This is a genomic window from Pseudomonas sp. LRP2-20, assembly GCF_024349685.1.
Taxonomy (GTDB): Bacteria; Pseudomonadota; Gammaproteobacteria; order Pseudomonadales; family Pseudomonadaceae; genus Aquipseudomonas.
Genome location: NZ_AP025944.1, coordinates 4,524,199 through 4,538,102 on the forward strand (window position 1 = coordinate 4,524,199; position 13,904 = coordinate 4,538,102).

At 62.3% G+C, this 13,904-nt stretch carries 12 protein-coding genes and 1 pseudogene; 5 read left to right on the forward strand and 8 right to left on the reverse strand.

Annotation, left to right across the window (positions count from 1 at the left end):
- Positions 1-74: 74 nt before the first annotated feature.
- Entirely contained in the window at positions 75-1,271 is a 1,197-nt protein-coding gene (locus OCX61_RS20330; protein ID WP_261941105.1) for a benzoate/H(+) symporter BenE family transporter, read from the forward strand.
- Between the two features lie 270 nt (positions 1,272-1,541).
- Here OCX61_RS20330 and OCX61_RS27415 read toward each other — a convergent pair whose 3' ends face one another.
- From OCX61_RS27415 to OCX61_RS20340, 3 genes and pseudogenes are all read right to left on the reverse strand, one after another.
- On the reverse strand, positions 1,542-2,423 hold the full coding sequence (locus tag OCX61_RS27415; RefSeq protein ID WP_410011121.1) for a methyl-accepting chemotaxis protein: 882 nt from the start codon (positions 2,421-2,423) through the stop codon (positions 1,542-1,544).
- Positions 2,424-2,450: 27 nt separating this feature from the next.
- Positions 2,451-3,479: pseudogene (locus OCX61_RS27420) on the reverse strand (methyl-accepting chemotaxis protein); the annotation flags it as partial.
- Positions 3,480-3,708: 229 nt separating this feature from the next.
- Complete coding sequence (locus tag OCX61_RS20340; protein ID WP_261941107.1) at positions 3,709-4,470, reverse strand: SDR family oxidoreductase; 762 nt, start codon at positions 4,468-4,470, stop codon at positions 3,709-3,711.
- Between the two features lie 347 nt (positions 4,471-4,817).
- On the opposite strand from OCX61_RS20340, the gene OCX61_RS20345 reads away from it, so the two are divergent.
- Positions 4,818-5,819: an NADP-dependent oxidoreductase gene (locus OCX61_RS20345; RefSeq protein WP_261941108.1), complete on the forward strand. Its 1,002-nt coding sequence runs from the start codon at positions 4,818-4,820 to the stop codon at positions 5,817-5,819.
- 54 nt (positions 5,820-5,873) lie between these two features.
- Here the strand turns inward: OCX61_RS20345 and OCX61_RS20350 are convergent, their stop codons facing one another.
- Complete coding sequence (locus OCX61_RS20350; RefSeq protein ID WP_261941109.1) at positions 5,874-6,806, reverse strand: KpsF/GutQ family sugar-phosphate isomerase; 933 nt, start codon at positions 6,804-6,806, stop codon at positions 5,874-5,876.
- A gap of 289 nt (positions 6,807-7,095) precedes the next feature.
- Here OCX61_RS20350 and kdsA point away from each other — a divergent pair, with 289 nt between their 5' ends.
- Both kdsA and OCX61_RS20360 read left to right on the forward strand, forming a co-directional pair.
- Complete coding sequence (gene kdsA / locus OCX61_RS20355) at positions 7,096-7,938, forward strand: 3-deoxy-8-phosphooctulonate synthase (RefSeq protein WP_261944344.1); 843 nt, start codon at positions 7,096-7,098, stop codon at positions 7,936-7,938.
- 221 nt (positions 7,939-8,159) lie between these two features.
- Positions 8,160-9,050: a glycosyltransferase family 2 protein gene (locus OCX61_RS20360; RefSeq protein ID WP_261941110.1), complete on the forward strand. Its 891-nt coding sequence runs from the start codon at positions 8,160-8,162 to the stop codon at positions 9,048-9,050.
- Here the strand turns inward: OCX61_RS20360 and OCX61_RS20365 are convergent.
- The gene (locus tag OCX61_RS20365; protein WP_261941111.1) at positions 9,047-10,243 is read right to left on the reverse strand and encodes an O-antigen ligase family protein; all 1,197 of its coding nucleotides are present in this window, start codon (positions 10,241-10,243) and stop codon (positions 9,047-9,049) included. The two genes, OCX61_RS20360 and OCX61_RS20365, sit on opposite strands and share 4 nt — an antisense overlap.
- 65 nt (positions 10,244-10,308) lie before the next feature.
- On the reverse strand, positions 10,309-11,010 hold the full coding sequence (gene pyrF, locus OCX61_RS20370; RefSeq protein ID WP_261941112.1) for an orotidine-5'-phosphate decarboxylase: 702 nt from the start codon (positions 11,008-11,010) through the stop codon (positions 10,309-10,311).
- 185 nt (positions 11,011-11,195) lie between these two features.
- Here pyrF and OCX61_RS20375 point away from each other — a divergent pair, with 185 nt between their 5' ends.
- A complete protein-coding gene (locus tag OCX61_RS20375; RefSeq protein ID WP_003252762.1) occupies positions 11,196-11,363 on the forward strand; it encodes a DUF2897 family protein in 168 nt (55 codons plus the stop codon).
- A 72-nt stretch (positions 11,364-11,435) separates the two neighbouring features.
- Here OCX61_RS20375 and OCX61_RS20380 read toward each other — a convergent pair whose 3' ends face one another.
- Together OCX61_RS20380 and OCX61_RS20385 are read right to left on the reverse strand one after the other, a co-directional pair.
- Positions 11,436-11,765 (reverse strand): ComEA family DNA-binding protein, encoded by a 330-nt coding sequence (locus tag OCX61_RS20380; protein ID WP_261941113.1) that lies wholly within the window; start codon positions 11,763-11,765, stop codon positions 11,436-11,438.
- 116 nt (positions 11,766-11,881) lie between these two features.
- Positions 11,882-13,891, reverse strand: a complete 2,010-nt coding sequence (locus tag OCX61_RS20385) for a polysaccharide biosynthesis protein (protein ID WP_261941114.1) — start codon at positions 13,889-13,891, stop codon at positions 11,882-11,884.
- Positions 13,892-13,904 lie beyond the last annotated feature (13 nt).

The following is a 13,904-nucleotide window of genomic DNA, read 5'->3' on the forward strand; positions in this document are numbered from 1 at the left end:
TGCTGTATGGCAAGGATCAATCCAGCCCGCGTTAGTCTGAAAAAAATGCTTACACCTGGACAAGGACCCAACCCATGACCGATGCCACTTCCGCACGCCTGCGGCCCCTGGCAGACAGCTCACCGTCGGCGGTGGTCGCCGGCTTCATCGCCATGCTCACCGGCTACACCAGTTCGCTGGTGCTGATGTTCCAGGCCGGCCAGGCAGCCGGCCTGACCAGCGCGCAGATTTCTTCGTGGATCTGGGCGTTGTCGATCGGCATGGCGGTGTGCAGCATCGGCCTGTCGCTGCGCTACCGCACGCCAATCACCGTGGCCTGGTCGACCCCCGGTGCGGCGCTGCTGATCACCAGCCTGGGCGGGGTCAGCTACGGCGAAGCCATCGGTGCCTACATCACCTGTGCGGTGCTGGTGGTGATCTGCGGCCTGACCGGCAGCTTCGAGCGCCTGGTCAAACGCATCCCGGCATCGCTGGCGTCGGCCTTGCTGGCCGGGATCCTGTTCAAGATCGGCAGCGAAATCTTCGTTGCCGCGCAGCACCGCACCCTGCTGGTACTGGGCATGTTCTTCAGCTACCTGCTGGTCAAGCGCCTGTCACCGCGCTACTGCGTACTGGCCGCCTTGCTGGTGGGCACGGCACTGTCCGGCGCCCTCGGCCTGCTGGATTTCAGCGGCTTCAAGCTGGAAGTGGCCACCCCGGTGTGGACCACGCCAAGCTTCTCGCTGGCCGCGACCATCAGCATCGGCATTCCCTTGTTCGTGGTCGCGATGACTTCGCAGAACATGCCTGGCGTGGCCGTGCTGCGCGCCGACGGCTACCAGGTGCCCGCCTCGCCGCTGATTTCGGCGACCGGTTTCGCCTCGCTGCTGCTGGCACCGTTTGGCTCGCACGGGGTCAACCTGGCCGCGATCAGTGCCGCGATCTGCACCGGGCCGCACGCCCATGAAGACCCGCGCAAACGCTATACCGCGGCAGTATGGTGCGGGATTTTCTATGGCATTGCCGGCACGTTCGGCGCCACCCTGGCGGCCTTGTTCGCAGCGCTGCCGAAGGAGCTGGTGCTGTCGATTGCGGCGCTGGCGTTGTTCGGTTCGATCATGAACGGGCTGACCGTGGCCATGAGCGAGGCAAGGGAGCGCGAGGCGGCGCTGATCACCTTCATGGTGACGGCCTCGGGGTTGACCCTGTTCTCGATCGGCTCGGCGTTCTGGGGGATCGTGGCGGGGGTACTGACCTTGCTGATCCTCAATCCACGGGGTGATCGACGGTAGATCGGCGTTGCGGTTGAGATCGAGCGCCGCCCGCGCGGCGCATCGCGAGCTGCGCTCGCTCCTACGTCTGTTTCGGGCCAGTTATTCCTGGGGAATTTTCGCGCGAACGCTTTGACGCATCGCGCGATATCGCGTCGTACCAACAAGGCGGTCGCGCGCGCCTGCCACGGCGTTACTGGCCCGAAACAGACGTAGGAGCGAGCGCAGCTCGCGATGCGCCGCGCGGGCGGCGCTCGATCTCAAACCCCACAAAAATCCTCCGCCAGGCACTCAAAGCCTGAAATGCCCAACCATGCCTTTCAGGTCACTGCCCAACTGCGCCAGCTCGATACTGGACCGGGCATTGTCCTGCATCGCCAGCGCCGCCTGGTCGGCACTGCCACGGATCTGCGTCACGCTTCGGCTGATTTCCTCGGCCACGGAACTCTGCTGCTCGGCCGCCGCGGCAATCTGCTGGTTCATCTGCTGGATCAACGACACTGCCACCGCAATACTGCCCAGCGCGCTTTCGGTCTGCAGCGCATCGGCCACGGCCAGGCGCACCAGCTCGGTGCTGCCGCGGATCTGCGCCACCGACTGCTGGGCATTGCCACGCAGGCTGGCTACCAGCCGTTCGATTTCCTCGGTCGACTGCCGGGTACGCCGGGACAGGGCCCGTACCTCGTCGGCCACCACCGCAAAACCACGCCCCTGCTCACCCGCCCGGGCCGCCTCGATGGCCGCGTTGAGCGCCAGCAGGTTGGTCTGCTCGGCCACGCTCTTGATGACCGCCAGCACATCGCCAATGGTGTGGATCTCGGCACTCAGGCTGTCGATGCCGGCGCTGGCGGTATCCGCTGCCGTCGCCAGCTGCTCGATGCGCTGCATGCTTTCGCGTACCACGCGCTGGCCGGCGTCAACCTTGTCATCGGCCGCCTGCGCCGCCTGAGCGGCTTCTTCGGCATTGCGCGCCACGTCGTGCACGGTGGCCGTCATCTGCTGCATGGCGGTGGCCACCTGCTCGGTTTCTTCCTTCTGGCTGCCAACTTCCCGGTTGGTCTGCTCAGTCACCGCCGACAACGCCTGGGCGCTACCGGCCAGTTGCTCGATACCTTGCTGCAGGCCACTGACCACCCCGGACAACCCGGCGGCCATCTGCTGCATGGCCTGCATCAGCTGACCCACTTCATCCGTGCGCGGCGCTTCGTCCTCCAGGCCCAACTCGCCAGCGGCAATGCGCTGGGCACGGCCGATCACGCGTTTGAGCGGGCCGACCACGGCGCGGGTGATCAACCAGGCGGCGAGGATGCCCACCAGCAACGCCAGCCCGGTGGCCAGGGCGATGGCCACGCTGTTGCGCGCCAACTCAGCCTGCATGGCTTGCTGATCAACCGCATAGGCCTGGTCTACCCGCCCGGTGACCTGCTCGGCACTTGCCTGCAGCTGCGCCTTGATGCCTTGCTCCTTGCCGAGCAGGTCGGTGTATTCGTTGAGCTTGTCGGAGAAGCTGGCAATGTGCCCGGCCACCTCGCCGAGCACACTCTGGTAGCCCGCATCGGTCACCGCCGCCTTGAGCTGCTCGACCAACTGCGCCGCCTCGAGCGTCTGGGCGATACGGCCTTGTTCCCCCTCCTCACCCTTGCGGCTCTTGTCCAGGCGCACCCGTGCCTGGTCCATGGCCTGCAGCATCAGCCGCGACACCTGCGCCACCTGCCCGGCCTGCTCCAGGAACTCGCCTCCTTGCTGGCCCTGGGACTGTTTGAGGGTATAGGTGGCGTCGTCGGCCAGGCCGGCCTGCAGCACATCGAGGTTGTTGGCCACGCTGGACACCGACCAACTGGCCATGTCCAGCGCCAGCTCCTTGGCCTGCACGGCTTCGACGAAGGCTTCAAAGGCCTGGCCGTAGGCCGCCAGGTCAGCCTCGGCCGCCGCCAGCGCCGGCAGGCTGCGGGCGCGTTCGGCAAGGTTGTGCAAGCCACTGCGCAAGGCCTCGGCCTCCTTGATGTCGGAGCGCAAGGCAAAGGCCTGCTCGTGCTGGCGCAGGCGCAGCAGGTCGGTATTGAACCGGCCCAGCTCGCGCAGGCCGTCGAAGCGCTGGCCAACGCTATGCAGCGCCGCGATGCCGATGGCCGCCACCGCCACGGTAAGCAGCAGCACCAGGGCAAAGCCCAGGCCCAGTTTGCGGGCCATGCCCAGGTTGGCCAGAACACCGTGCCTGTTCGCCGCCATCGCCGATCCCCTTTCACCGTGCAAGGTTTTACCAAGGGCCAAGCGTGGCAACGTTTTCGCCTTGCTAACAAGGGGGCGGCGGCGAAATGGTGTCAAATGGCTATGAGCCTGTCGCTATCAGCAAGCTGAAGGTCGCCCTGCGTGCTGGAGACCGGTTTGGGCGCGGGCGTGCTGCCCATACGCGACATTGCTGCGCAACCATGTCCCAAGCCCCTTGGCACGAACATCGTCAAATCGCGGTGGCTCCGCCATCCACGGTCAGGCTGTGCCCGGTAGTGAATGCTGCGCCATCACTGCACAGGTACAGCACCGCACCGGCAACTTCCTCAACCTTGCCGATACGCCCGACCGGGTGCATCGCGGCGGCAAATTCGGCCTTGCGCGGGTCTGCCTCGTAGGCGCGGCGGAACATGTCGGTGTCGATCACCGCCGGGCACACGGCATTCACCCGGATACCCTTCTTGGCATATTCGATGGCCGCCGACTTGGTCAGGCCGATCACCGCATGCTTGGAGGCGGCGTAGATGCTCATCTTCGGCGCCGCGCCCAGGCCCGCCACCGAGGCGGTGTTGACGATCGCCCCACCGCCCTGGGCCAGCAGCAGCGGCAGCTGGTACTTCATGCACAGCCACACGCCTTTGACATTGACGCCCATGATGGCGTCGAACTCCGCCTCGCTGCCCTCGGCCAGGCGCCCCTTTTCGATTTCGATGCCGGCATTGTTGTAGGCGTAATCCAGGCGCCCATAGGCTTCGATGGTGCGCTCGTGCAGCTGGCGCACCTGGGCGTCCTGGGTCACGTCACAGGCCACGAACAGCGCCTGGCCACCGGCCTGGCGAATCAAGGCCACCGTGGCCTCGCCGGCGACCGGGTCGAGGTCGGCCACCACCACGTTCAACCCTTCGCGGGCAAAGGCCAGTGCCGTTGCCCGGCCGATACCCGCCGCACCGCCGGTGACCAGGGCTACCCGGCCGGAAAAGGTCATGCTCATCGTTTGCTCCAATCATCAGTCCAGGTGAAGGCGTTCGCTGTGGGAGCCGCGCTTGCCGGCGATCGAGGGCGCAGCCCTCGGGTGGGCCAGCAGGGTTTTCGCGATGTCCGAAACATGGGGCCGCTTTGCGGCCCATCGACGCGGTCCGTCGCCACGACAAGCGCGGCTCCCATAGGGAGCGCAGCGGCTTGCAGGTGTCCGGGCAAAGTCTAGTCATGCCGCCACCCGGCTGGGCAGCATCATCAGGGCAACGGTTGGGCTATCATGCTTACCAGTGATTTTGCGGACCAGCCTGCATCAGCAGGTTAAATTGACCGCTGTGCCTCATCGCCTAACAAGGAACTGCCATGACCCAGACCAACCGCCGCTTCCTGCTTGCCAAACGCCCGGTCGGCGCCGTGCGCCGTGACGATTTCACCTTCGAGACAATACCTGTCGAGGCCCCCGCCGCCGGCCAGATCCAGGTCCGCAACCTGTACCTGTCGCTGGACCCGGCCATGCGCGGCTGGATGAACGAGGGCAAGTCGTACATCCCGCCCGTCGCCCTCGGCCAGGTGATGCGCGCCCTGGGCGTCGGCGAAGTGGTCGCCTCCAACCACCCGGACTACAAACCCGGCGACCACGTCAGCGGCGCCCTTGGCGTGCAGGACTACTTCACCGGCGAGCCCCAGGGCCTGCACAAGATCGACCCCAAGCTCGCGCCCCTGCCGCGCTACCTCTCGGCATTGGGCATGACCGGCATGACCGCCTACTTCGCCCTGCTCGAAGTCGGCCAGCCCAAGGCTGGCGACACCGTGGTCATCTCCGGCGCAGCCGGTGCGGTGGGCAGCATCGTCGGCCAGATCGCCAAGCTCAAGGGCTGCCATGTGGTCGGCATTGCCGGTGGCGCGCAGAAATGCCAGTACCTCAAGGACGAACTGGGCTTCGACGGCGTGATCGACTACAAGGCCGAAGACGTGCTGGCTGGCCTGAAACGCGAATGCCCCAAAGGCGTTGACGTGTACTTCGACAACGTTGGCGGCGAAATCCTCGACGCCGTGCTCACCCGCATCAACTTCAAGGCACGCATCGTCATCTGCGGCGCCATCAGCCAGTACAACAACAAGGAAGCTGTCAAAGGCCCGGCCAACTACCTGGCGCTGCTGGTGAACCGCGCGCGCATGGAAGGCTTCGTGGTCATGGACCACGCCAAGGACTATGGCAAGGCCGCGCAGGAGATGGCCGGCTGGCTGGCCGCCGGCAAGGTCAAGAGCAAGGAGGATGTGGTCGAGGGGCTGGAGACGTTCCCCGAGACCCTGCTCAAGCTGTTCAGCGGCGAGAATTTTGGCAAGTTGGTGTTGAAGGTCTGATTGCATGGGGCCGCCGATGCGGCCCCTCGCACATGTCGCTTGAATGTTTGAATATCAGCTGAAGATTTCGACTACACCTACTACGGCACCTTCAGCATTCGTCACTGCCAGTGCCCGGATCTTGTTTTCCAGCATGTACGCCTCAGCATCGGACAACTGCGCCTCTTCCCGGATGATATGCGGATGGGCGGTCATGAACTGGGCAACGCTTTCGTGAATGATGCCTGCGTTGTTCAGCAGCGCCCGCCGCAGATCACCGTCAGTCACGATGCCCACCAACTTGTTTTCGTCCATCACCACGGCCAGGCCCAGACGGCTGTGGGTCATCACCAGCAGACAGTCATGGAAGCCGGTAGTCGGCTGTACAACCGGTGCCGGCGAGTGCATCACATCACACACCCGTGTCAGCAACTTGCGGCCCAGGCTGCCACCGGGGTGATAGCGGGCGAAGTCCATCGGTTTGAACTGGATGGCTTCGATCAGCGCCACTGCCAGAGCGTCGCCCATGGCCATGGTGGCCAGGGTCGAAGTGGTCGGGGCCAGGTTGTTCGGGCATACCTCGCGCTCGACCGAGATGTCCAGCCAGATGTCGGCGTGCTTGGCCAGGGTCGACTTGCCGTTGCCGGTCATCGCGATGATCTTGTTGCCAAAAGACTTGAGGCTCGGGATCAGCTTGATCAGCTCTTCGGTTTCGCCGCTGTAGCTGATGAGAATCAGCACATCAATCGGCTTGAGCATGCCCAAGTCGCCATGGAAGGCTTCAGCGGGGTGCAAGAAAAAACTGGGAGTGCCACTGGAAGCGAAGGTGGCCACCATCTTCTGCCCGATCAGGCCGGATTTGCCCATGCCACACACCACGGTACGACCTTGGCAGCTGAGAATCAGTTCTACAGCGCGCTGGAAGTTATCATCAAGGCGGTCGGCCAACTGGGATACGGCCTGGGCTTGAGCGATGAGGGCTTCTTTAGCGATGTTGAGGTGATTCATTTCTGTCCCAGAAAACTGCAGTTGATGCGAAGCCGCGAATGGTAAGGTTTTTGTCATGTGATGCAAAGTGCTGGTGGCGGGGCCTGGCGGGAAAGTGACTTACGGTTTTTGATCAAGGTTCTCTTTCCCCCTACCCCGGTGATTGCTTGCCATCACAGCGTCAGCGCTGGTGAGATCAAGCCCCGCCTGCGAGGACCGCGCCCCCGAAAGGGTCGGCACAGGGAACGCAGATCTTGTAAGATTCCCCTTCGCCACTGAAACCAGTGACAAGGGATTTGCAGAGATGACCATGATCAAGATCACCCCCACCATCGAGTGCTCCAACACCGCCCCGTTCGTCCTCTTCGGCGGCATCAACGTGCTCGAATCCGAGGACCTGGCCCTGACCGCCTGCGCCGAGTACGTTCGGGTTACCGAGAAACTTGGCATCCCTTACGTGTTCAAGGCCAGCTTCGACAAGGCCAACCGTTCCTCGATCCACTCCTTCCGTGGCCCGGGCATGGAAGAAGGCCTGCGCATCTTCGAAAAGGTAAAAGCCGAGTTTGGCGTACCGATCATCACCGACGTGCATGAAATCCATCAGTGCGCGCCGGTGGCCGAGGTGGTCGATGTGCTGCAACTGCCAGCCTTCCTCGCCCGCCAAACCGACCTGGTAGTGGCTTTGGCCAAGACCGGCAAACCGGTCAACATCAAGAAACCACAGTTCCTCAGCCCGTCGCAGATGCAGAACATCGTGCACAAGTTCAAGGAAGCCGGTAACGACCAGCTGATCCTCTGCGACCGCGGCACCTGCATGGGCTACGACAACCTGGTCGTGGATATGCTCGGTTTCGGCGTGATGAAGCGCACCTGCGACAACCTGCCGATCATCTTCGACGTCACCCACGCCCTGCAGAACCGCGACCCGTCCGGCGCTGCCTCCGGTGGCCGTCGCGAACAGGTGGTCGACCTGGCCCGTGCCGGCATGGCCGTTGGCCTGGCGGGCCTGTTCCTGGAAGCCCACCCGAACCCGGACCAAGCCAAATGCGACGGCCCGAGCGCATTGCCGCTAGACAAGCTGGAGCCATTCCTGGCACAGATCAAGGCGCTGGATGACCTGGTAAAAGGGTTCGCGCCGCTGGTTATTGCCTGAGTCCATCAGGTGTAAGGCGAAAGGGCCGGTATGCATGCATACCGGCCCTTTTTGCTGATTCGGATCAACGCCGCGAACTGCCCTGCCATATCCCTCTGGCAACCCCTTCCTTTAGAATGGGACCGCCTTCACAAAATGCCATATAGCCACTGCTCAGGAAAACCAGCAGGCAGACTGCTATTGATGCTTCACTCGGAACGAACATAGGTCAGAGGTTTTACATGAGTTCTCAGCGTCACGACGTTAGTGACACGCCGTTGGTGACTGTGATCATCGCGTCATACAACCACGCACGTTATATCGAAGAAAGCATCAACAGCGTCATCAACCAGACCTACAAGCACATCGAGCTTCTGGTGATCGACGATGGCTCCAAGGATGACAGCCCTGCATTGCTCAAGCGCCTGCAGGAACAGCACGGGTTCGATTTGCGCCTTCAGGCCAACCAGGGCCTGGCACGCACCCTGAACGACGCGATCGCCCGCGCCAAGGGCAGCCTGATCGTGCCATTCGGCTCCGACGACATCATGCTGGCACACCGTATCGCCACCCAAGTGGAATACATGAACGGCAAGCCTGAAGTGGGCATCTGCTCGGCCAACATCGAAACCATCGACCAGGACGGCAACGTCATGGGCGCGCGCGAGCAGCGCAACCGCAACCTGCCCTTCCGCCGCCTGGATTTCGACGACCTGTTCCTCGACCGCAAGCCAGGCCCCATGGCAGCAACCCTGATGCTGCGGCGCGAAGCCTTGGAAAAGGTAGGCGGCTTCAATACCGATATCCGCCTGGAAGATGTCTATATCGAACTGTCGATCGCCCGGGCCGGTTATTACATCGATGTACTGGGCGAGGTGCTGGCACAGTACCGAGACCACCCGACCAACACCTTCAAGAATGGCCGCTTCATGGTGGACAACGTACTGCGTACCTTCGCCGTGTTCAGCGACCACCCTCATTACGAACAGGTGTGCATGAACTTCCGTAACTCGATGATGCTTAAGTACGCCAGCCGCGACAAGGCATTGAGCCGGGAAATCCTTTCGCAGATCCCGCTCAAGTACTGGAACAGGAAAACCCTGCGCGGCGTGTGGCGGATGGTCTGCTCCTAAGCAGCGCGCGGGCGCTGCCAGTGAATCAGCGACTGCGCGTAGACCAGCGCAATTGGCATCCAGATCAGGAACCAGTGCTCCTTCGGGCGTGACATGAAGGCATTGCCTTCGGTCAGGCCCGAAGCGAAACCGAAGATCAACCAGGCTGCTGCAAGGCAAACCCCTGGGTGCTTGCGGTAAGCCCAGCAGAAGTACATGGCCAGGCCGTAAAGCACCATCCACAAGGCAAAGCCGACGATGCCGCCCGCGTAAAGCACACCCAGCTCGATGTTGTGCGGGTCGGCAAGGGTGAAGTCCACGCCAGGCAGTATCACGGTCATCGGCGCGTCATAACCATGGCCCAGCCACGGGCGCTCACCAATCTGGCGCAACGCCTCCATCCAGATGGCCGGCCGGTACGACACACCGCGCTGGGTGATGGCTTCCGGGTAGAGCAGTGCAATACCAACCAGGGTGACAACCACCACCGCCAAGGCCAACAACCGCCGCTTGCGCTCCCCCACAATCATCAACCAAATCAACGCGGCCGCCAGCCCGACCAAGGGTGTTCTGGAACCGGTGGCCAGGATCGCCACACCCAGTACCGCCAGGCAGACCAGCGACATCGGGTCGAGCAAACGGCGGGCCTGGAACCAGGACACCAGCCAGATGCAAGCGAAGGCACCCAGCACGTGCCCAGTCAGCAATGGGTTGTAGAGCGCACCATAGCCGTCCAGGCGCTCCGCCCCCGCAGGCATCTGGTAGACCACGAAAAAGACCACCGAGATGAACGCCGCCAACGCCACGATCTTGGCCGCCAAATGCACGCACTGATGAAGCAGCGATGGCGACTGCAAGGTGATGATGCCTGCCGAAAACAGCAGCATTGCAATGTACAGCGGCCGCTTGATCAGGCTCCCCACCGAGCCTTGCGCGTCTGACCAGGTGATTGTCAGCATGGTGTAGGCACAGAACACCACGAAGGCGATGAACAGCGGGTTGTTGAGCAATGCCTTGAGCATGCGCGGCTGCAGCACCAGCGCCACCAATGTCGGCAGCGCCAGCAGGGCGTAGAACAGCTTGTGATACAGCGTGCGATCCCAGGCCCAGAACATCCCGGTAAGCATCACCAGCCAACCCAACGGCAATACATAGCCGTTGATCATCCGCCCCCAGCGCTGCGCCGGGGATTCGACCGATACATCGATTGACATCTAGCACCCCTATTCAACTGAGAGCGATCAGCACCTGACCATGGCTAGCGGATACTACTGAAAGATCAGTTACGAATTTGTGCCACAACCTCAGCCAGCGCTTGCGCCGGGTTCTCAGCCTTGCTGATCGGGCGGCCGATCACCAGGTAGTCGGAACCTGCATCCAGCGCCTGGCGCGGAGTGAGGATACGGCGCTGGTCATCCTGGGCACTGCCGGCAGGGCGAATGCCCGGGGTGACCAGTTGCAGCTGCGGGTGCGCGGCCTTCAGCGCTGGCGCTTCCAGTGCCGAGCACACCAGGCCGTCCATGCCGGCCTTTTCGGCCAGCGCCGCCAGACGCAGCACTTGCTCTTGCGGATCGACGTCCAGGCCGATGCCGGCGAGGTCTTCACGTTCCATGCTGGTCAGCACCGTCACGCCGATCAGCAACGGCTGCGTGCCGCTGCGCTTGGCCAGCTCTTCGCGACAGGCGGCCATCATGCGCAGGCCACCGGAGCAATGCACGTTGACCATCCACACGCCCATCTCGGCAGCGGCCTTGACCGCCATGGCCGTGGTGTTGGGGATGTCGTGGAACTTGAGGTCGAGGAACACCTCGAAGCCCTTGGCGCACAGGGTTTCGACAATGCCCGAAGCACTGCTGGTGAACAGCTCCTTGCCAACTTTTACCCGGCACAGGGCGGGGTCGAGCTGGTCAGCCAGCTTCAGGGCGGCGTCACGAGTAGGGAAATCCAGGGCGACGATCAGGGGCGTCTGGCAGGCGGACATGGTCGGGGGTCTCTTGGCAAGTCGTAAACGGCGCGCATTGTAAACGAAGTAGCACAGGCTTTGGGGGCCGCGGGTCAACGGAATTGGCCCGGCAAGGTGCGGTGCCTATAATTGAACCAACGCAACCGGCGATTGTTCAATATTTGTACACGTACTGCACCGTGATGTTGACAGGAGATCACACAATGCCCTGGTATGCCTGGCTGATACTCATCATAGCCCTCGGATCGATCGTCGGCGGGTTGATGATGCTGCGCGATACGGCGAAAAAACTGCCCTTGACTGAAGAGCAACTGCGCAAGGTACATGAACGCAATGCCGAGGCCGATGCCAAGGATGCCCAAGACCGGTAACACCAGAGTTGACACGCATGCAAACAGTGAGAGCGGCCTTGCATGGCACAAGTGCCGCCCTGCCAACCTGTGTTATTCCACACTCAGCTTGTCACGGTTACGCTCCAGCAGCGCGTTCCCGATACCCTTGATCTCCAGCAGTTCATCCACTGAAGCAAACGCTCCGTTGGCTTCGCGATAGGCCACGATGGCTTCGGCTTTCGCCTTGCCGATGCCATTGAGCTCTTTTTGCAAGGTTGCCGCGTCGGCCTGGTTCAAATTCAGCAGTGCTGGCCCGGTGCTTTTCTGGCTCACCATCGACACTGGCTGAGTGACAGGTTTATCCGCCGGCGCGGCGCTGACCGAAAATGCGAGGCCGGCGAACAGAGGCAGTAACAGGTAGGAAAGAACTGTATTACGCATGCAGAAACTCCTTCGGATGGATTACTAGGCAGCGTTTCCTTGGCTGCCTGCTCAAGGTATCGGTCCGAAGGGGGCCTGCGAAGCGGTTGAATCCCTGTTAGCTGTAGGAATCCGCGTTACCTGTCCTTGCGCTGCTGTTGATACAACCAGTCAACGATCTCGCCTTCTGGCGAGTAGCCATTGACCAGCTCGCGCAACAGATGACGGATCCGGCTGAAGTCATCTTCCGCCACCGCCTTGAGCAACGCGCCCAGACGCTCACGCAGCAGATCCCAAGGCAGGAAGTCTTCGTTGGCGGTCATGATCATTGGATGCACCGTTGGCGAAACATCATCCCCGATCAACAGTTCCTCATACAGCTTCTCTCCCGGCCGCAAGCCGGAAAACTCGATGGCGATATCGCCATTGGGGTTGCCAGGGCCGCGCACGCTCAGGCCAGAAAGGTGAATCATCTTCTCGGCCAACTCGACAATTTTCACCGGCTCGCCCATGTCCAGGACGAACACATCGCCCCCCTGGCCCATGGCCCCTGCCTGCACCACCAACTGTGCAGCTTCGGGAATGGTCATGAAGTAACGGGTGATCCTGGGGTGCGTGACAGTAAGCGGCCCACCGGCCTTGATCTGCTGATGGAACAGCGGAATCACCGAGCCCGAGGAGCCCAGCACATTACCGAACCGCACCATCGTGAAGCGGGTCTTGTTCACCCGTGAAATCTTGCTGCTGTCGCCATACATGACCGGCGCAGCTTCGCGGCTGAGGGCCTGCAGGATCAGCTCGGCGAGGCGCTTGGTGCTGCCCATGACGTTGGTCGGGCGCACCGCCTTGTCGGTGGAGATCAGCACGAAGTTGGCGACGCCAGACTGCAACGCAGCCTGGGCGGTGCACAATGTGCCGTAGACGTTGTTGAGGACGCCCTCGGCCATGTTGTGTTCGACCATCGGCACATGCTTGTAGGCAGCCGCGTGGTAGACCGTGTCGACCCTCCAGGTACTCATGATGTCGACCAAGTGCTGCTGGTTGCGCGCCGAGCCGAGGATCGGCAGCAGACGCACCGAAAGCGACTCACGGGCAATGCGCTGTTCCAGCTCACTGAGAATGCTGTACAGGTTGAACTCGCTGTGATCGAACAGCAGCAAAGTCTTGGGCTTGAGGCCGATGATCTGCCGGCAAAGCTCCGAGCCGATCGAGCCGCCGGCCCCGGTGACCAGCACCGTCTGATTCTTGATGCAGCGGTCGAGCAGTTCGTCCTGCGCCGGCACCGGGTCGCGTCCCAGCAAGTCGGCAATGTCGACGTCCTGAATGTCATCGACCTTGACCCGGCCACTGGCCAGGTCGGCAAAGGCCGGCACACTGCGCACGTGCAGTGGGTAAGGCTCGAGGAAGGCCAGGATTTCCTTGCGCCGGGCCCGGGAGGCACGGGGCAAGGCCAAGAGGATCTCCTGGGCGCCGCTTTCCTTGATCATCTGCTGCAGGTGCTTGGGCTTGTAGACCTGCAGGCCGGAGATGACCCGGTTGGCAAGATCACTGTCGTCGTCGATGAACGCCACAGGGCGCATCACGCGCCCCATGCGCAATGCCGCCAGCAACTGGTTGCCGGCTGTACCTGCACCGTAGATGGCGACCTTGATCAGGCCATCGTCGCGGTTGGCGAAGGGAATCTGGTGGTTACCGGTGAACCAGTCACCGAGGAAGAACTGGCGCATGATCAGGCGCAGACCGCCGATGATGACCAGGCTGAGCCACCAGTAGTTGAAGATGATCGAACGCGGCACCACGACCTTGTGGTTGCTGTACCAGTACACCACCACCGCCAGGATCAGCGCCGACAGCGTGACAGCCTTGATGATTGTGATCAGCGCATCGTTGCCGAAGTAACGCATTACCGCGCGGTACATGCCGAAACGGATGAACAGAGGCACAGCCACCACCGGCGCGGCCAGGAACAGCCAGGTGTGTTCCAGAATCGGGTTGTACATTTCATCGATGCCCAGGCGCACGATGAACGACAGCCACAGGGCTATCCAGATCAGCAACACGTCGGTGCAGACCTGTATCAGCCGCTTCTGTCGCCGCGACAGGTTTACCAGGTACTGACGAAACCCTTCTCTGTTGCTGCCACTCATCCCGCTCTCCTCT